The organism is Caballeronia zhejiangensis (assembly GCF_000698575.1).
Lineage (GTDB): Bacteria > Pseudomonadota > Gammaproteobacteria > Burkholderiales > Burkholderiaceae > Caballeronia > Caballeronia zhejiangensis.
Window position 1 is genome coordinate 619,946 of the sequence record NZ_JFHD01000001.1, and the last position, 16,951, is coordinate 636,896.

At 62.1% G+C, this 16,951-nt stretch carries 17 protein-coding genes; 3 read left to right on the forward strand and 14 right to left on the reverse strand.

Annotated features, from left to right (window positions below; genetic code table 11):
• Positions 1–3: 3 nt before the first annotated feature.
• The gene (locus BG60_RS02805) at positions 4–984 is read right to left on the reverse strand and encodes an AraC family transcriptional regulator (protein ID WP_008346866.1); all 981 of its coding nucleotides are present in this window, start codon (positions 982–984) and stop codon (positions 4–6) included.
• A 125-nt stretch (positions 985–1,109) separates the two neighbouring features.
• Between BG60_RS02805 and BG60_RS02810 the strand changes: the two genes are divergently transcribed.
• The gene (locus BG60_RS02810) at positions 1,110–2,486 is read left to right on the forward strand and encodes an NAD-dependent succinate-semialdehyde dehydrogenase (RefSeq protein ID WP_034470202.1); all 1,377 of its coding nucleotides are present in this window, start codon (positions 1,110–1,112) and stop codon (positions 2,484–2,486) included.
• 49 nt (positions 2,487–2,535) lie between these two features.
• On the opposite strand, the gene BG60_RS02815 is transcribed toward BG60_RS02810, so the two are convergent.
• From BG60_RS02815 to BG60_RS02835, 5 genes are all read right to left on the reverse strand, one after another.
• Positions 2,536–3,909: an MFS transporter gene (locus BG60_RS02815; RefSeq protein ID WP_008346869.1), complete on the reverse strand. Its 1,374-nt coding sequence runs from the start codon at positions 3,907–3,909 to the stop codon at positions 2,536–2,538.
• A 63-nt stretch (positions 3,910–3,972) separates the two neighbouring features.
• The gene (locus tag BG60_RS02820) at positions 3,973–4,794 is read right to left on the reverse strand and encodes an enoyl-CoA hydratase-related protein (RefSeq protein ID WP_008346870.1); all 822 of its coding nucleotides are present in this window, start codon (positions 4,792–4,794) and stop codon (positions 3,973–3,975) included.
• Between the two features lie 30 nt (positions 4,795–4,824).
• Positions 4,825–5,601 carry an enoyl-CoA hydratase-related protein gene (locus tag BG60_RS02825; RefSeq protein WP_034470204.1) on the reverse strand — a complete coding sequence of 259 codons (777 nt, stop codon included), beginning with the start codon at positions 5,599–5,601 and terminating at the stop codon, positions 4,825–4,827.
• Entirely contained in the window at positions 5,598–6,839 is a 1,242-nt protein-coding gene (locus tag BG60_RS02830) for a CaiB/BaiF CoA transferase family protein (protein WP_008346872.1), read from the reverse strand. The genes BG60_RS02825 and BG60_RS02830 overlap by 4 nt, the downstream gene beginning before the upstream one ends.
• A gap of 138 nt (positions 6,840–6,977) precedes the next feature.
• Positions 6,978–7,862, reverse strand: a complete 885-nt coding sequence (locus BG60_RS02835) for a LysR substrate-binding domain-containing protein (protein WP_008346873.1) — start codon at positions 7,860–7,862, stop codon at positions 6,978–6,980.
• Between the two features lie 325 nt (positions 7,863–8,187).
• Here BG60_RS02835 and flhD point away from each other — a divergent pair, with 325 nt between their 5' ends.
• Together flhD and flhC are read left to right on the forward strand one after the other, a co-directional pair.
• Positions 8,188–8,505, forward strand: a complete 318-nt coding sequence (flhD, locus tag BG60_RS02840) for a flagellar transcriptional regulator FlhD (RefSeq protein WP_008346874.1) — start codon at positions 8,188–8,190, stop codon at positions 8,503–8,505.
• A 22-nt stretch (positions 8,506–8,527) separates the two neighbouring features.
• The gene (gene flhC, locus BG60_RS02845) at positions 8,528–9,136 is read left to right on the forward strand and encodes a flagellar transcriptional regulator FlhC (protein WP_033535835.1); all 609 of its coding nucleotides are present in this window, start codon (positions 8,528–8,530) and stop codon (positions 9,134–9,136) included.
• Between the two features lie 9 nt (positions 9,137–9,145).
• Here flhC and BG60_RS02850 read toward each other — a convergent pair whose 3' ends face one another.
• The 8 genes from BG60_RS02850 to BG60_RS02885 all read right to left on the reverse strand — a co-directional run bounded on the left by BG60_RS02850 (position 9,146) and on the right by BG60_RS02885 (position 16,944).
• Entirely contained in the window at positions 9,146–10,618 is a 1,473-nt protein-coding gene (locus tag BG60_RS02850) for a mechanosensitive ion channel family protein (RefSeq protein WP_033535811.1), read from the reverse strand.
• A gap of 82 nt (positions 10,619–10,700) precedes the next feature.
• A complete protein-coding gene (locus BG60_RS02855; RefSeq protein WP_008346878.1) occupies positions 10,701–11,225 on the reverse strand; it encodes a DUF2889 domain-containing protein in 525 nt (174 codons plus the stop codon).
• 2 nt (positions 11,226–11,227) lie between these two features.
• Complete coding sequence (locus BG60_RS02860) at positions 11,228–12,160, reverse strand: electron transfer flavoprotein subunit alpha/FixB family protein (RefSeq protein ID WP_008346880.1); 933 nt, start codon at positions 12,158–12,160, stop codon at positions 11,228–11,230.
• A gap of 2 nt (positions 12,161–12,162) precedes the next feature.
• Positions 12,163–12,912: an electron transfer flavoprotein subunit beta/FixA family protein gene (locus tag BG60_RS02865; RefSeq protein ID WP_008346882.1), complete on the reverse strand. Its 750-nt coding sequence runs from the start codon at positions 12,910–12,912 to the stop codon at positions 12,163–12,165.
• 25 nt (positions 12,913–12,937) lie between these two features.
• A complete protein-coding gene (locus tag BG60_RS02870; RefSeq protein ID WP_008346884.1) occupies positions 12,938–13,732 on the reverse strand; it encodes an HpcH/HpaI aldolase/citrate lyase family protein in 795 nt (264 codons plus the stop codon).
• A 19-nt stretch (positions 13,733–13,751) separates the two neighbouring features.
• Positions 13,752–14,501, reverse strand: coding sequence for a GntR family transcriptional regulator (locus tag BG60_RS02875; RefSeq protein WP_051078976.1), 750 nt, complete (start codon positions 14,499–14,501; stop codon positions 13,752–13,754).
• Between the two features lie 71 nt (positions 14,502–14,572).
• The gene (locus BG60_RS02880; RefSeq protein WP_008346888.1) at positions 14,573–15,763 is read right to left on the reverse strand and encodes a CaiB/BaiF CoA transferase family protein; all 1,191 of its coding nucleotides are present in this window, start codon (positions 15,761–15,763) and stop codon (positions 14,573–14,575) included.
• On the reverse strand, positions 15,760–16,944 hold the full coding sequence (locus BG60_RS02885; RefSeq protein ID WP_008346890.1) for an acyl-CoA dehydrogenase family protein: 1,185 nt from the start codon (positions 16,942–16,944) through the stop codon (positions 15,760–15,762). Before BG60_RS02885 ends, BG60_RS02880 begins: the two co-directional genes overlap by 4 nt.
• Between the last annotated feature and the right edge of the window lie 7 nt (positions 16,945–16,951).

A 16,951-nucleotide genomic window follows, 5' to 3' on the forward strand; every position in this document is an offset into this window, starting at 1 on the left:
GGTTCAATGCGACGACACATAAGGCGACGGCCCCGCCTCCGGCACCGCGAAATGCCGCTTCATTCGTCGTAATTCTTCCGAAGGCGTGCCGCCGAAAAGCCGCTTGAATTCGCGGCTGAACTGCGATGCGCTCTCATAGCCGACTCGCGCGCTCGCCGCCGCAGCCGTCATGCCTTGCCGCGCCATCAATAGCCTCGCCTGATGCAGTCGCGTCGACTTGATGTACTGCAGCGGAGAAGTATTGGTGGCCGCCTTGAAGTGCATATGAAAGGACGGCACGCTCATGGCCGCTTCCCTTGCGAGCGTTTCGATCGTCAGCGCCTCGGCATAGCTCGAATGGATCTTGCGCAGCACCTTGGAAATGCGCCCGAAATGTCCATCGAGGTCGAGCGCGGCGCGCATCGAAGCGCCCTGCTCGCCGATAAACACGCGAAAGTAAATCTCGCGCACCAGCGTCGGCCCCAATAGCGCGGCTTCGAGCGGATCGCGCATTGCGTCGAGAAAGCGCAGCATGGTTTCGCCGAGCGCCAGATCGAGCCGCGTCGTGGCCATGCCGCCCGGCTCGCCGGGCACCACGCCATTGCGCTCGTCGATCTGCAGCAATACATCGGCGGCGAGCGTCGCATCGAGACGCACGTACACCGCGAGCAACGGTTCGTCGGCGGTGGCGTCGGTTTCCATCGAGAACGGCAGCGGCAACGCGACAGCCAGATAGTGCTGCGCATCGTAGACATACACCTTGCTGCCGAGGTAGCCGCGCTTGCGGCCTTGCGCGATGACGACGATACCCGGCTCGTACAGCACCGGCGTACGCGTGAGCGGACGGTTAGATCGCAACAGGCGAATGTCCGGCATCGGCGTCGCGTTATAGCCTTCGTTCGGCGCGAGTTCCAGCAGCCGGCTCACCATCGAAGCGTGCACGCGAGCGAGTGCGGCGGCTTCGGTTTCCATCGTCGGCAATTTGGGCGGGCGGTGCGTTTTCATGCGTCGAGTTCGATAAAGGCGTGTTCATAGAATCGGGCAAGCTTTGCAGACGATCACGCGTTCTCGTCGCGTTGCCATATGCCTAACATTCGATCATGCAAGTCAACTCACCTCGGAGAACAAGCATGATCGATGTACTCAATCCCGCCGACGGCACGCTCGTCGGGCAAGTCGAACATCATTCGGAAGCGCAGGTGCGCGCCGCCATCGACCGCACATGCGCGGCCTTTCCGGCGTGGTCACGCACATTGGCACGCGAACGAAGCGCACTGCTGCGCGCATGGTTCGACCTCGTCAGCGCCGACAAGACCGCGTTCGCCGAACTGATGTGCCGCGAGAACGGCAAGTGCATGTCGGAAGCCTTCGGCGAAATCGACTATGGCCTGGGCTTCGTCGAATGGTACGCGGAGGAAGCGAAACGCGTGTACGGCGATACCATCCCCACGCACGCGAAAGACGCAGCGGTGATCGTCACGAAAGAGCCTGTCGGGCCGGTTGCGTCGATCACGCCGTGGAACTTCCCGTTCATGATGATTACGCGCAAGGTCGCGACCGCGCTCGCGGCGGGTTGCACGATCCTCTTGAAGCCTGCCGAGGAAACGCCGCTGACCGCGTACAAGCTGCTCGAATACGCGCGCCGCGCCGGCATTCCGGAAGGCGTGTTCGAAATGGTGACGGGCGACCCCGTTCAGATCGGCAAACTCATCACCGACGATCCGCGCATTCGCAAGATCTCGTTCACGGGTTCGACCGCGGTCGGCAAGCTGCTCGCCGCGCAGTGCGCCGGCACGCTGAAGAAAATGACGATGGAACTCGGCGGCAACGCGCCCTTCATCGTCTTCGACGATGCCGATCTCGACGAAGCCGCGAAAGCGCTCGTGTCCGCGAAGCTGCGCAACAGCGGACAGGTCTGCATTTCGCCGAACCGCGTGTATGTGCAGGCGAGCATCCACGATGCGTTCGTTCAGCGCGTCAAGGCGCTCGTCGAAGCGATCCCGGTCGATCAAGGGCTGCAGGACCGGTTTGTCGTCGGTCCGCTGATCAATCGTGCGGCCATCGACAAGGTCGGCAAGCTCGTCGACGATTCGCGCGAACGCGGCGCCAAGGCCGTGCTCGGCGGACATGCGCACGCGAAAGGCGGACTCTTCTATGCGCCCACGATTCTCGTCGATGTCGCGGACGATATGCCGATCGCATCGACCGAAATCTTCGGTCCCGTCTTTCCGATCTATCGCTTCTCGACCGAAGCAGAAGTCATCGCACGCAGCAACGACAGCGAATATGGACTCGTCGCCTATGCGTTCACGCGCGATCTGGGCCGCTCGTTCCGGCTGTCGCGCAACATCGAGGCGGGCATGGTGATTCTGAATTCCGGCTCGGTCGGCACGGCTTCGGTGCCGTTCGGCGGCGTGAAGCAATCCGATTACGGACGCGAAGGCAGTCATCATGGAATCGAGGAATATGTGCATGTGAAATACACGCTGATGGCCGGTCTCGCCTGAACCACGCGAGGCGCGGCATCGCGATGCCGCGCTTCGTGTCATCGCCGATTCAACGTACCGGCAATTGAGCCGTGTCGGCAGGGCTCGCGCACTGCACTTCGTAATGACGCTGACGAATGAGCCGATCCTGCCGCAGTCCCCAAAAATAGGTAACGGCAAGGCAGGGCAACAGCGAAACGATCGAATACCCGACGCCCGCAAGCGGGTTGCCCGTGAGATTGACGAGCGAAAGACTGATGAGCGGAAGAAACCCGCCGAACAGCACATTGCCGAGTTGTTGCGACAATCCGAAGCCCGTGGTCCTGCTTTGCGGTGGAAAACATTCGGCGATAAACGCGGGCAGCGGCGCCATGATCATCGCGGTCAACACGGCGAGCAGCGCGACGAGCAGCGTCACCGTGACCCAGCCGCCCGCGAGCGCATTCGTCCTGATGCCCGCGAATGCCGGATACGCTGCGACTATCCAGAGCACGATGCCGATCAGCATCACGCGCGCCCGGCCGATCGCATCGGACAGACGGCCGAACGCCGGATAAAGCGGCGCGGCCACGACGATAGCGACGCCAAGGCAGAGATTCGCGCGCGACGGATCGACCTTCAACACGTTCTGCAGGAAGTACAGCATGTAGACGATCGACGTATAAAGCGATACCGACGTTCCGCCTTGCGCGCCGAACATCGCGACGAGAATCGCCTTCCACGACGTCGCGCTCGACAACGTGTCCTGCAGCGGCGATTTCGACAGACGGCCCGCCTCTTTCATCTCCGCGAACACGGGCGTTTCCTTCATGCCGAGCCGGATCCATGTCGCCACCGCGACGATCGGCGCCGAGATCAGGAACGGGACGCGCCAGCCCCACGATTCGAATGCGGCTGCATCGAGCGCGAACTTCAGCGCCGACACGATAGCGAGCGCGAGCAAAAGGCCGAGGCTCGCGGTGCTTTGCAGCACGCTCGTCGCCATGCCTTTGCGGCCCGCGGGCGCATGCTCCATGACGTAGACGACCGCGGAGCCATATTCGCCGCCGAGCGCGATGCCCTGCACCACGCGCAGCGCGATGAGGCCGATCGGCGCAAGCAGGCCGGCCATCGCGTAGGTCGGCAGACAGCCGATGCCCACCGTCGCGATACCCATGATCGCGAGCGTGATGACGAAGGTCTTCTTGCGTCCGATGCGGTCGGCCATCGGGCTGAAGATGATCGTGCCGAGCGGCCGCGCGACATACGCGATGCCGAACGTGGCGACGCCCGCCATCGCGGCGACCGTGCGATCCGTCGATGGCAGGAACAAGTGCGTCAGCGTCGATGTCAGCGCGACGTAGACGAAGAAATCGTAGTACTCGAGCATCGTGCCGAGGCTCGATGTCGCGATGATCCGCAGCATGCCGGGCTTTGAATGTCGCGCGCCGGAAGTCGTGGACATGGTCGTCTCCTGTGATTCAGTTCGTGAGGCCCCGCGCGATCGACGCAGTGGCCGTAAGGCGCATCACATGTGCGTGCGCTTCTTCGCCGCTTGCTGCGCGAGAAACCGGTCGACAGCCTCCTTGTGCTCGCGGCCGCACAACAGAATGGCCTGCATGCTCGCCGCCATTTCGAGCGTCGTTTCAAGCGATGCATCGGCCGCTTCGCGCACGAGCCGCTTCGCCATGCGCAGTGCAGTCGGCGGGCTGTGCGCGATGCGTTTCGCCAGCGACAACGCTTCGGTGTCGAGCGCATCCTCCGGCACGACCTTCGAGACGATGCCGAGCTTGAGCGCCGCTTCAGCATCGATGAACTCGCTGGTCAGCGTCAGTTCGAGCGCCTTCGCATAGCCGACGATGCGCGCGAGAAACCACGATCCGCCGATGCCCGACACAAGTCCCAGCCGCAAGAAGCTCTCTGCGAAAACGGCTTTCGTGCTCGCCACGCGGATATCGCACATCAACGCGAGATCGCAGCCCGCTCCGACTGCGGCGCCATTGACCGCGCATACCGAAGGCACATCGAGACCGCTCAATGCGCGCGTGATCCGGTGCAAGCTGCGATGCAAGCGGTCGCGCACGTCTTCGACGCTGCCGCTCATCAGATCGCTGCCGCTTTGCATGTCCTTCACGTTGCCACCCGTGCAGAAATGCCGCGACGACGAACGCAGCAGGACGCAATGCATGTCGCGCCGGTCGTTGATCTCTTCGAGCGCATCCGACAGCGCCTCTGTCATCGCGACGTTCAGCGCGTTGCCGTCGCTTGCGCTGTTGAGCGTGAGCACGAGCACGCCGTCGTCGAGGGATGACTCGACGAGCGAACCCGAATCGTTTGAATAAGCTGACACGACAAAGTCTCCTGATAGTTTCGCCGGCAACTACCGGTTCTGGAATGCGGCCTGACGACGTTCGAGAAACGCGGCCATGCCTTCTTTCTGATCGGCGAGCGCAAAGCCCGCATGAAATAGCCTTCGCTCGAACAACAGACCTTCCGACAGCGAGGACTCGAACGCACGATTGACGGCTTCCTTGATCGCGACGATCACCGGCAGCGAATGACGCGCGATCTGCTCGCCGACGCGCATCGCTTCGTCGATCAAGCGCTCGCGAGCGACGACCATCGACACGAGTCCATATGCCAATGCCTCGCTTGCGTTGAAGGATTCGCCGGTCAGGCACGCGAGCATCGCGGTCGATTTGCCCACCGCGCGCGGCAGACGCTGCGTGCCGCCCGCGCCCGGCACGATGCCGAGCTTGATTTCGGGCTGGCCGAAGAGCGCATCGTCCGCGGCGATGACGATGTCGCACATCATCGCCAGTTCGCAGCCGCCGCCGAGCGCATAGCCGCCTACCGCAGCGATGATCGGCTTGCGGGCAATGCGGATGCGGTCCCAGCTTCGTCCGATGTAGTCATCCGAGAATGCGCTCGCGTAATCGAGCTTCGACATCGCGACGATGTCGGCGCCGGCGGCGAAGGCCTTGTCGGACCCTGTCAGAACGATTGCGTGAATTTGCGGATCGGCTTCGTTGCGCAGCAGGACGTCGATGAGCTGATCCATCAACGCGTCGGTCAGCGGATTGAGCGGGTTATCCGACGCGAGACGCACGAGCGCGACCTGGCCGCGTCGTTCGCTCCGTATCATCGCGGCGCTCATGCGCTCACCTTGCGGTCTTCATCGCAGGTCTCGCGCGTTGCGCGGCCCAGGCGGATCACGCCCGCGTTCAGCAGTTCCGCGATCTCGCTTTGGGCGAAGCCGTATCGCTCCAGCATCTGCAGCGTGTGCTGGCCCGTCAGCGGCGCTGGCACGTCGGGCACGCTTGCGCGGTCGGATGGACCGAGCGCGAAGCCGTGCGTACGCATGATTCCCGCGACCGGATGATCGATCGTCTGCGCCAGTCCGCATTCGGCGTATTCCGCCGTTTCGATGACATCGCCGTAGGTTGCGACGGGCGAACACAGAATGTCCCGCGCTGCGAGCCGTTCCATCCACTCCGCGGTCGGGCGTTCGACGAAACGCGCCGCGAGCATGTGATGCAGCGCCTTGCGATGGCGCACGCGATCGTCGTTGGTGGCGAAGCGCGGATCCGCTGCGAGTGCGGACGATGCGAGCACCTCGCACAGCGCGCGCCATCGTTCCGGATGATAGGCGACGACCATCATCCAGCCGTCCTGCGTCGCGAACGCTTCGTTCGGGCACGCATAAGGCGCGGCGCTGCCGGTTTTTTCCGGCTCGCGGCCGGACGCGAAATACGCAGCGAAGCCGATCTGCTGCAGCATCAGCGTCGCGTTGTAGAGACTCACGTCGAGATGCTGGGCACCGCCGCCCGCGCGAACCTGATGCAGCGCGCCGAGAATCGCGATCGATGCGAGATAGCCGCCCATCATGTCGGCAACGGGAATCGGGACTTTCAGCGGCTCGGCGTTCGTCGTGCCGAGCGTGCTCATCAGACCGCTGACAGCCTGGATCACGCCATCGACGCCCGGCCGCTTGCGATTCGCGCCCGTCTGACCGAAGGCGGAGATCGAGCAGTAGACGAGCCGGGGATTCAACTGACGCAGTGCGTCGAAGTCGAGTCCCATCGATGCCATCACGCCCGGCCGAAAGTTTTCGACGAGCACGTCGGCCTCGCGCAACATGCGGCGAACGGCTTCGCGCCCCGCGTCGGTTTTCAGATCGATCGCGACGCTGTACTTGTTGCGGTTGACGCTGATGAAGGCCGGGCTTTCACCGCTGATCCACGGCGGGCCGATGCGCCGCCCGATCTCGCCGTCGGGCGGCTCGATCTTGACGACGTGCGCGCCGAGATCGGCGAGCGTCATCGAGCAGACCGGACCGGCGAGGACATGCGAGAAATCGATCACCCGCACGCCGTTGAGGCTGTCTCTTGGCATTTGTGATTGTCCTGTCTCGTGACTCGTCACCGCGACGAATCATGCCGACGAGAATAGGTACTCACCGGCCTTCCGGACAATCGACAATTTAGAAACGAGCCTTTGACTTTTTGTTAAAGGGTCGGCGATTCGTGAGCGCTATTCGTTGAGCAACGAGTGCAGCCATCGGCGGAAAATCTTCAGTGCATCGGATTGCGGACGCGCCGTCGGCCACGCGAAGTAGTACGTGTGATTGCCGCGGTCCAGCTCGAATGAAAACGGAGCGACGAGCAGACCGCTTTCGAGTTCGCTGCGCACCAGCGCCTTCTGCGCGATCGCGACGCCGTGCCCTTCGATCGCTGCCTGATACGCGAGCAGCGACGTTTCGTAGCGCATCTCGCGGCGTCGCCCGCTCAATGGAAGGCCCGCAGCCTTCAGCCACAAGGTCCAGTCTTCAGGGCGTGCGAGCGTGTGCAGAAGCGTTTCGCCCTGTAACTGCGAGCGCGCCTTGACCTGTCTCGACGGCGCGGCGACAGGCACCAGTTCGTTCGCGATCAGACGTTGCACGCGCAGACCGGGCCACTTGCCGTCGCCTAGCTGAATGCCGGCGTCGATATCCTCACGCGCGAAATTGAGCGGAGCCGGTGATGTCGTCAGTTGCACGTCGATGTTTTCATGCAGCCGATGAAAGCTCGCGAGACGCGGAATCAGCCAGCGCACCGCGAATGTGGCGGGCGAGCGGATCTTGAGCACGCGGGCGCGCCGTTCCGACGAACGCAGACTGTCGGTGGCTTCGCGCAGCGCTGCGAAGAGCGGCATCAACTCCGCCAGATACCGCGCACCCGCCGAGGTCAGCTCAAGCCGTCCTTTCACACGCTCGAACAGATCGACGCCCAGATAGGCTTCGAGCGTGCGTACCTGCCGGCTGACGGCGGCGGGCGTCACGGCCAATTCGTCGGCGGCCTTGGAAATACTCAGCAGGCGTCCGGTCGCCTCGAACGCCCGGGTCGGATTCAACGGGGGAAGCAGTGCGCGACGTTCCATAGCCTGTCCGTGTGGAAGCATGTCGGGATTGTGGCGCGAAAATGGTCGAGGTTCGGTAGGCGGCCACTCGCCGGATAGTTGAATACTGAAGCGCCGCCGGTATCGACTGCCGCTCGATCATCGTGAGCAAAGCCGCTTTCCTGTGCCGACAAGGCCGCCCCGCAGCGCATATTCCGTTCCCGGAGAACGGGATAACAATCCTTTAACGGTGTTGCTAATCGATTAATTAAAATCAATCTTCTGACGATTGATCCGGTGGAGACGCGCGCCTAGACTGAAATCATTGAAGGCAACGAAAGCCTTGGAGACATCAAGGCCTAAAAAGATGAGCACCTTCGAAATCCAAGAAAGCATTCGAGAGATCAATCTTTCCTATCTCATCCTGGCGCAGCGAATCTTGCGCGAGGACCGCGCGATCGGCATGTTTCGCCTCGGGCTATCCGCCGAGGTTGCCGATCTGCTGATGAGCCTCTCGCTGCCCCAAGTCGTGAAGCTCGCCTCTTCCGATCAGCTGTTATGCGCGTTCCGCTTCAACGATCACATGCTGCTCTCCGCGCTGACGCAACCTCCGAAGCACGCCGACATCGCTTCGACGCATGCTGCCGTTCTATTGGCAGGTCAGCCCGTCAAACTGCTGATCTAAGGCGCCGTCCTCCATGAACCTCATTGCAAAGAAAAGCCTGACCGAAGAAGCGCAAGAGGTGTTTCGCGCAGTCGCGCTCATCGAACTCGGTGCGCGCATGCAGGTCCTCGAAAGCGAACTCACGCTCTCGCGCGAACGTCTCATCCGTCTTTATCGTGAAGTGCGAGGCGTGTCGCCGCCAAAGGGAATGCTGCCTTTCTCCGCGGACTGGTACATGCCGTGGCTTTCGAACATTCACGCGTCGCTATTCTTCAACACTTATCTGTTCCTCAAGAACGAAGCGAGCTGCTCGCACCTCGATGCGCTGACCAAAGGATATCGGCTGTATCTGGAGCACTGCACGCGCAACGACGCCGAACCGGTGCTCGACCTGACGCGCGCCTGGACGCTCGTGCGTTTCTTCGAGGCGGAGATGCTGCAATTGACGCCCTGCTGCCGCTGCACCGGCAAGTTCGTCGCGCACAAGCATGACTTGCAGCACGGCGTCGTGTGCGGCGCCTGCCAGCCGCCGTCGCGTGCGGGCAAGACGAGGAAAGCGGCGGCACGCGCGGCCGTTCAGGCTTTTGCGTCGGTGACTGACGAGAATGTCATCGATCCGGCCGCGCTACCCATCTCCGCTGAAGCAGCTTGAGCCGTATGTTCAATCGCTTCGGGAGTCGTGATTCAGCGAATGCGCGTTCCATACTTTCCCGATCAACCACTGGAACAGCGAGTGGCCTTGTTCGTGCTCGGCGGGCATCGGAGTCGCGAGCTTGCCGAGCTTATCCTGCCGATACGCCAGAAGCTCGCACATTTGCTTCGCTACTTCCGGATGATCTTTGAGAAACGACGTCATGTCGTCCTTGGCCAGCTGAAATAGAACCGATGGCGTGAGCGTCGAGATCGATACTTGCATCGCGATTCCGGCGAGCAATCCCGCTTCCCCGAATGCTTCGCCCGGCCCGATGCGAGCAACCTCGCGAGCGCCTGCCGCTTCGACGACCGCGACCGAGAGCACGCCCGAATGCACGATCGACAAGCTATCGGGCACGGTGTCGGGCGCCAGGATCTGATGATTCGCCTGATATTCGTGTCGCGACAAACGCTTCGCGAGCCGCGTTATTTCCTCGCCTGAAAGGCTGTCGAACAAGTCGACGCGTCTTAACAAGGCTTCTTTTTCATCTCTCGATGCAAGCGCGGGCGCCGCTACGCCCAGCGCGCGCCATGCCACGCCAGCCGCGGTGAGATGGCGGTAGCAGAGGTCGAAGAGCTCGTTGCATACGGCGAGCTTTTTGTTCATGTCGTCGACGAAGGCCACCACTTCATACTGGACCGAGTTCGTCGTCGTGCGCTTCATGCGCGCGTATGGGGCCGGCGTCGCGAGAATCAGATTACAACCGGTAAGCGCGCGCCCGAGTCCGTCCAGCACGGTCTTCGGCCGCGCCTCGGGTTCGATCTCGAGGACGATCGATATGCCGTGGACGTCGCCCGGTCTGCTGTTATTGGTGATTTTCGCCTTCGCCGCGACAGCGTTGGGGACGATGAGCGTATTGCCTTGCCCCGTCAACAGATGTGTCGCGCGCCAGTTCATCTCGACGACCTTGCCCTCGACGTCGTCGATCGTCACCCAGTCACCTATCGCGTAGGGTTCCGTCGTGTTGATGACGATGCCCGCGAATACATCGCTGAGCGTGCTCTGGATAGCGAGGCCCAGCACGATCGCCAGTGCGCCCGATGTCGCAACGAGGCCGCGTACCGGCAGTTCGAGCACGAAGCCAAGCGCCGCCACGGCCGCCGCGAGAAACACCACGGCACCGAAAACGTCCGAGAACAGCCGCTGTTTTCTCCAGGCGCGTGGAAGCAGCAGCGTGTCGAGTGAGAGCGTGAGCAGGCGCGCGCCCATCAACCACCAGATGATTTCGAGAATTTGCCCCGCCCAGTGCAATTCGACGACGTCGGCGAACGGCGCCTGCGTGAACGGACTCAGACCCGACGAAAAGAGTACCCAGCTCAACAGAAAAAAGAGCGCGAGCCGTATGAAGAGCCGGGCCAGGTCATTGTCGGGCAATCGCGCGCGCCACACGATCACGTCGATTGCGACGATGCCGAAGCCCAGAAGCAAGGGGTATTTCACGGATGCTCCTCTCGAGGAACGACTTCGAGAGAATACACATTTGCTGGCAACGCGCGCTAGCCACGGCTCGCACGCCGATGCGTCACAGGCGCTTCGGCGCCTCGTACCACTTCGGATGAAATGCCTTCACGAGCGGACCATCCGTACGAAGCGCGTGACAGCCGTCGAGCTGGAACGGCCGCATGGTGCCGCTCGCGTTGATTTCCTCGCTCATCGTCTGAAATGCGGCGGTGGCCACCGCGCCGATGAGTTCGGTCAGATGCGTGCAGCCGCGCAAGCCGCCGAACACGTTTCTGATTTCGCGCATGAAGCCCGGCGCGAGCTTCATGCCTTCGAGCTTGCGATAGTCGGGCGCGATCGTTTCGCAATGGCCGACATACGGCACGATGATCGATTCGGCCTTCGCCTCGCGGATGACGAAATCGACGCCGATGGTCATGCGCAGCATCATCTCGTGCACCGGATCGCCCGCCTTGACGATCACGCCATGGGAATCGCGATCGTATGACTTCGTGTCGCGCAGATGGCCTTCGATGTCGTAGAGGCCATCCGCGCGTCTGAAGCCTTGCAGCGTGATCTGGCGCGTGTGCAGCGGCACTCGATCCATCGTCACAGCGTGCTCGCGAGATCCGGCACGACCGAGAACAGATCGCCGACGAGACCGTAATCGGCGACGCTGAAGATCGGCGCTTCGGGGTCTTTGTTGATGGCGACGATGACCTTCGAGTCTTTCATGCCGGCCAAGTGCTGAATCGCGCCCGAGATGCCGACTGCAACGTACAGTTGCGGCGCGACGATCTTGCCGGTTTGACCGACCTGAAAGTCGTTCGGGACATAGCCGGCATCGACTGCCGCGCGCGATGCGCCCAGCGCCGCGCCGAGTTTGTCGGCGAGCGGTTCTAGCGTCTTCGTGTAGTTCTCGCCGCTGCCCAGACCACGGCCACCCGACACGATGATGTGCGCGCTCGTCAGTTCCGGACGATCGAGCTTCGTCACTTCACGGCTCACGAACTGCGAGATGCCTGCATCGGTTGCGGCTTCGATCTTTTCGACCGATGCGCTGCCGCCTTCCGCCGCAACCGGATCGAAGCCCGTCGCGCGAACGGTGATGACCTTGATCGGATCGCTCGATTGAACCGTGGCGATGGCGTTGCCTGCGTAGATTGGGCGTTCGAAAGTATCGGCGCTATCGACGGCGGTGATGTCGCTGATTTGCGCGACATCCAAGTGTGCAGCGATACGCGGCGCGATGTTCTTACCGTACGCGGTCGCCGGAGCCAGAATGTGCGAATAATCCTTCGCGATGTTCAACACCGTAGCTTCGACGTTCTCCGCCAAGCCTTCAGCGAGTTGCGGCGCATCGGCGAGGAGCACTTTCGAAACGCCCGCGAGCTTCGCCGCCGCATCCGCCGCGCCCTGCGCGTTCGAGCCCGCGATCAGCACATGCACATCGCCACCAATCTTCGATGCCGCCGCAACCGTGTTCAGCGTCGCTGCCTTGATCGACGCATTGTCGTGTTCTGCAATTACGAGAATCGTCATGTTCAGATCACCTTCGCTTCGGTTTTCAGTTTTTCGACCAGCGTCTTCACGTCGGGCACGGTGATGCCCGCGCTGCGCTTCGGTGGCTCGACGACTTTCAGCGTCTTGAGACGCGGCGCGACATCGACGCCGAGATCGGCGGGCTTCACCGTCGTCAGCGGCTTCTTCTTCGCCTTCATGATGTTCGGCAGCGTCACATAGCGCGGCTCGTTCAGGCGCAGGTCTGTCGTGATTACCGCGGGCAGCTTCAACAAAAGCGTCTCGGCGCCGCCATCGACCTCACGCGATACAGTCGCTCTACCATCGGCGATAACGACCTTCGATGCGAACGTCGCTTGCGGCAAACCCGTCAATGCAGCAAGCATCTGACCGGTCTGATTCGAATCGTCATCGATAGCCTGCTTGCCGAGGATCACGAGTTCAGGCTTCTCCTGATCGACCAATGCCTTCAACAGCTTCGCCACCGCCAACGGCTGCAATTCCTCTGCGCTTTCGATCAGCACAGCGCGATCCGCACCGATAGCCAACGCCGTCCGCAACGTCTCCTGACATTGCGTAACACCACACGACACGGCGATCACTTCCGTAGCGACGCCCGCTTCCTTCAATCGCACCGCTTCCTCAACAGCGATTTCATCGAACGGGTTCATCGACATCTTCACGTTCGCGATATCGACACCCGTGTTATCCGATTTCACGCGGACCTTCACGTTGTAATCGACGACGCGCTTCACTGGAACCAATATCTTCATTCGGTTGTTCTCCGTTGAACCGCGTTCACGCGGCTTGAATTCTTCGCGCGCGATCGACGATCGGCTTGTCGACCAGTTTCCCGTCCACCGAGATCGCGCCGCGCGGATTCGCTTCCAGCGCAGCGAGCACGCGTGCCGCCCATTCGCGTTCGGCGGCGCTCGGTGCGAAGCCGTCATTCACGGCGTCCACCTGCTTCGGATGAATGCATAGCTTGCCGCCGAAACCGAAGCGGCGCGCATCGAGCACGTCGGCGTTGATCGCGTCGAGGTCGCCCGTCGCGAGCGTTACGCCGTCGATCGGCGGCGGCAGGCCCGCAAACCGCGACTCGATCACGAACTGCGAACGCACATAGTCCAGTTCGCGCCCGGTGCCGTCGATGCCCGCGTCCACGCCGAAATCGAACGAGCCGAACGCGAGCCGCGCAACGCGCCCGCATTGCGCGATCTCGCGCATACGCACCACGCCCGCAACGCTCTCAACCAGCGCGATCAACTCGACGTCATCGGCGCAACGTGCCGCGATATCCGCGAGTTGCGCCGCATCTTCGGCCTTCGGCACCATCACGGCGCGCACGTTCGCCGCGCGAATCATCGCGACGTCTTCTTCGTGCCATGGCGTACCGAAAGCGTTGACGCGAATCACGACGCGCTCATGCGTCTCACGTAACCAATGCGCGATCTGCGCGCGAGCTTGCGCCTTGGCATCGACGGCCACGGCATCTTCCAGATCGATGACCACGCGATGCGCGTGCGTCGCCAATGCCTTGTCGAACCGTTCCGGACGATCGCCCGGAACGAACAGAAAACTGCGTGCAATCATGCGGATTTCCTCGAATGCGTCAGGTGCCGCTCCAGCCGCGCTGGAACGTCTCCGAATAACTGAAGCGGTCGGCGGGATGAATGCTGACCGCCGCTTCGACGATCTCGCCGCGCTTGTTGAAGTAGCGGCGCGACAGCCATAGCGCGGGCGAACGCGCCTTCGCGTTGACGAGACGCGCGATGTTCGCGGGCAGCGCCACCGCGCGAATCTCCTGCTCCACGCGCGCGATCTGCTCGCCGAACTGACGCTCGATCATCGTGAAGATCGGCGTGTGTGGATCATCCTCGATGCCTGTCAGCGAACGAAACGCCGGCTGGATATAGACCTCGGTATGACAGATCGGATCGACGCTCTCCGGCGAACGACGAATGCCTTCGAGACGCAACCACGTTTCGCCGGGCTTCGCCTGCAACATCTTGCAGAGCGACGCATCGCTCACTTCGACGGTCTCTTTCTTCAGGACCTCAAGCGCGGTATCGGCGGAATAGCGATGCAGGTCGCTCAACTGCTGCATGACCTGCCGATAGCTGCCTTCCGAATTCACGGCCTTGACGGTCGTGCCGATGCCCGCCTGCCGCACGACCATGCCGAGCTGCACGAGCTGCTTGACTGCCTCGCGCACGGTCGAGCGGCTCGCGCCGAACTGCTCGCAGAGTTCGAATTCGGTGGGAATGGTGGAGCCCACCGGAAAGCGCCCGCTCTGTATTTCGTTAATGAGCGTCTGCGCCAATTGCAGATAGCGCGGCTGCTGACCGAGCACGTTGACCATCTTTTGCACGCACGATGAAGGATTGACGGAGGGATCCGCCTGTCGCGCGACATCATCCGGTGCGAGCATCGTCATTGCACCGCACCGCTCTCGCGCAACCGGGCGATCCGACCAGCATCGTAACCGAGTTCGGCGAAAAGCCTCGCGTTGTCCTGTCCCAGTTCGGGCGCCGAACGCGCGGGCAAGGTCTCGTTCACGCGAACCGGCGCCGCCACGTTGCGCACCTTGCCGAAGCGCGGATGCTCCGCTTCGGTCACGCCTTGCCGCTCCGCGACGAACGGATTGTCGAGCGCCTGCTTGATGTCGTACACCGGCGCGGCGGGCACGCGTCCGCCCAGACGTGCGAGCCATTCGGCGGTCGTCGCGCGCGAAAGCGCCGCATCGAGTTCCTGTTCGACGAGATCGCGATTCGCGAGCCGCGCCTTGAAATTGCAGAAGCGTTCATCGGTGATCCACGAAGGCTTGTCGAGTATCTCCGCCAGCACGCCCCAGAACTTTTCCTTGTTGCACATCAGGAAGATCCAGCCGTCCTTCGTCTTGTACAGCTGGCTCGGCGTCAGCGACGGATGCGCGGAGCGCCGGTCCCGTCCTGTCACCGTGCCGCCGTTCAGATACCAAGTGCCGACATACGCGAGGTTATGCAGCGCGACATCGAAGAGACTCGTGTCCATGTCGCGGCCGATGCCCGTCGTGCGCGCCTGCACGAGACCCGCGAGCAGCGCCATCGCGGCGGTGGTGCCCGTCATCAGATCGATGATCGACAGACCGAAGCGCGCCGGCGGACTGTCCGGCTCGCCAGTGACCGAGAGATAACCCGCTTCCGCCTGCATCAGATAGTCGTAGCCGGGCCACGATGCGCGGCTGCCGGTGCGTCCATATGCCGACAAATGCGCGCATACGATAGCCGGATTCGCGTCCTTCAACTGATCGTAAGTGAGACCCAGCTTCACGGGCAGATCGCCGCGCAGATTGTTGAAGACGGCATCGCTCGACTTGACGAGATCGAGCAGCACGTCGCGCCCTTCGGGCTTCTTCAGATCGAGCGTCAGACTGCACTTGTTGCGATTGAACGCTTCGAAGAAGTGGCTATCGCCTTCGCCGAAAAAATGCGGTCCCACGTTGCGGCCCACATCGCCGCCTTCGCGGAAGTTTTCGATCTTGATGACTTCCGCGCCGAGATCGGCGAGATGTTGGGTCGCGAACGGACCTGCGCCGTATTGTTCTATGGCGACGATGCGTACGCCGGAAAGAGGCAGGCTCATGCAGGGTTCCTCGCAATCAGCATCTTGGCGATGATCAGGCGTTGCATCTCGTTGGTGCCTTCGCCGATGGTCAGAAGCGGCGCATCGCGATACAGCCGCTCGACGTTGTATTCCTTCGAATAGCCATACGCGCCATGAATGCGCATTGCTTCCATGCTGTTCTCGACAGCCGCTTCGGTTGCGAAGTACTTCGCCATGCCCGCTTCCATGTCGCAGCGCAGACCTTTGTCGTATGCGCGCGCGGCCGAGTCCGTCAGAAGGCGCGCGGCTTCCACGCGCGTCGCCATTTCGCCGAGCTTGAGCGCAATCGCCTGATGCTCGCAGATCGGCTTGCCGAAGGTCTTGCGCTGCTGCGAATACGCGACCGCTTCATCGAGCGCGGCTTGCGCAACACCGACCCCGCGCGCGGCGACATTGATGCGGCCCAGCTCCAGCCCGCTCAGAATCTGCTTGAGGCCGAGCCCTTCCTGCCCGCCGATCACGCTCGACACCGGCACGCGAAAATCGGTGAACGTAAGCTCGCACGTATCGATGCCCTTATAGCCGAGCTTTTGCAACTGACGGCTCACTTCGAAGCCCGGTCCCTTCTCGACGATCAGAAGGCTCATGCCCTTGTGACGCGGCTGCGCTTCCGGATCGGTCTTCACGAGCAGCGCGAGGATGTTGCCGTACTTGCTGTTCGTGATCCACGTCTTGCTGCCGTTGACGACATAGTGATCGCCGTCGCGCCTCGCGACCGTGCGGATCGCCTGGAGGTCCGTGCCGCAATCCGGTTCGGTCAGGCCGATGCCGCCGCGCAACTCGCCCGTCGCCATGCGCGGCAGGAACTCGCGCTTCTGCGCTTCGGTGCCGTTGCGCTGGATCGTCATCGCCATGATGAGATGCGAATTGATGATGCCGCTCACCGACATCCATACCGCGGAAATGCGATCGACGATCTTCGCGTACGTCGAAGTCGTGAGACCGAGGCCGCCGTACTCGGGCGAGATCAGGCAGCCGAAGAGTCCCATGTCCTTCATCTTCTCGACGATCTCGTGCGGATACTCGTCCTTCGCATCGAGTTCGTGCACGTAGGGTTTCACTTCCGTCTTGAGGAAGCGGTCGAGCATGTCGAGAATGAGCGTCTCGTTCTCTTCGTAATTGCTCATGTCCTGCTGTTGATCGGCGTCGATGGTGGCCATTGCTTCT

Coding starts and splice junctions, on each gene's coding strand:
- BG60_RS02805 (WP_008346866.1), bottom strand. CDS start 984: ATGAAAACGCACCGCCCGCCCAAATTGCCGACGATGGAAACCGAAGCC.
- BG60_RS02810 (WP_034470202.1), top strand. CDS start 1,110: ATGATCGATGTACTCAATCCCGCCGACGGCACGCTCGTCGGGCAAGTC.
- BG60_RS02815 (WP_008346869.1), bottom strand. CDS start 3,909: ATGTCCACGACTTCCGGCGCGCGACATTCAAAGCCCGGCATGCTGCGG.
- BG60_RS02825 (WP_034470204.1), bottom strand. CDS start 5,601: ATGAGCGCCGCGATGATACGGAGCGAACGACGCGGCCAGGTCGCGCTC.
- BG60_RS02830 (WP_008346872.1), bottom strand. CDS start 6,839: ATGCCAAGAGACAGCCTCAACGGCGTGCGGGTGATCGATTTCTCGCAT.
- BG60_RS02835 (WP_008346873.1), bottom strand. CDS start 7,862: ATGGAACGTCGCGCACTGCTTCCCCCGTTGAATCCGACCCGGGCGTTC.
- flhD (WP_008346874.1), top strand. CDS start 8,188: ATGAGCACCTTCGAAATCCAAGAAAGCATTCGAGAGATCAATCTTTCC.
- BG60_RS02855 (WP_008346878.1), bottom strand. CDS start 11,225: ATGGATCGAGTGCCGCTGCACACGCGCCAGATCACGCTGCAAGGCTTC.
- BG60_RS02860 (WP_008346880.1), bottom strand. CDS start 12,160: ATGACGATTCTCGTAATTGCAGAACACGACAATGCGTCGATCAAGGCA.
- BG60_RS02865 (WP_008346882.1), bottom strand. CDS start 12,912: ATGAAGATATTGGTTCCAGTGAAGCGCGTCGTCGATTACAACGTGAAG.
- BG60_RS02870 (WP_008346884.1), bottom strand. CDS start 13,732: ATGATTGCACGCAGTTTTCTGTTCGTTCCGGGCGATCGTCCGGAACGG.
- BG60_RS02875 (WP_051078976.1), bottom strand. CDS start 14,501: ATGGTCAACGTGCTCGGTCAGCAGCCGCGCTATCTGCAATTGGCGCAG.
- BG60_RS02880 (WP_008346888.1), bottom strand. CDS start 15,763: ATGAGCCTGCCTCTTTCCGGCGTACGCATCGTCGCCATAGAACAATAC.
- BG60_RS02885 (WP_008346890.1), bottom strand. CDS start 16,944: ATGGCCACCATCGACGCCGATCAACAGCAGGACATGAGCAATTACGAA.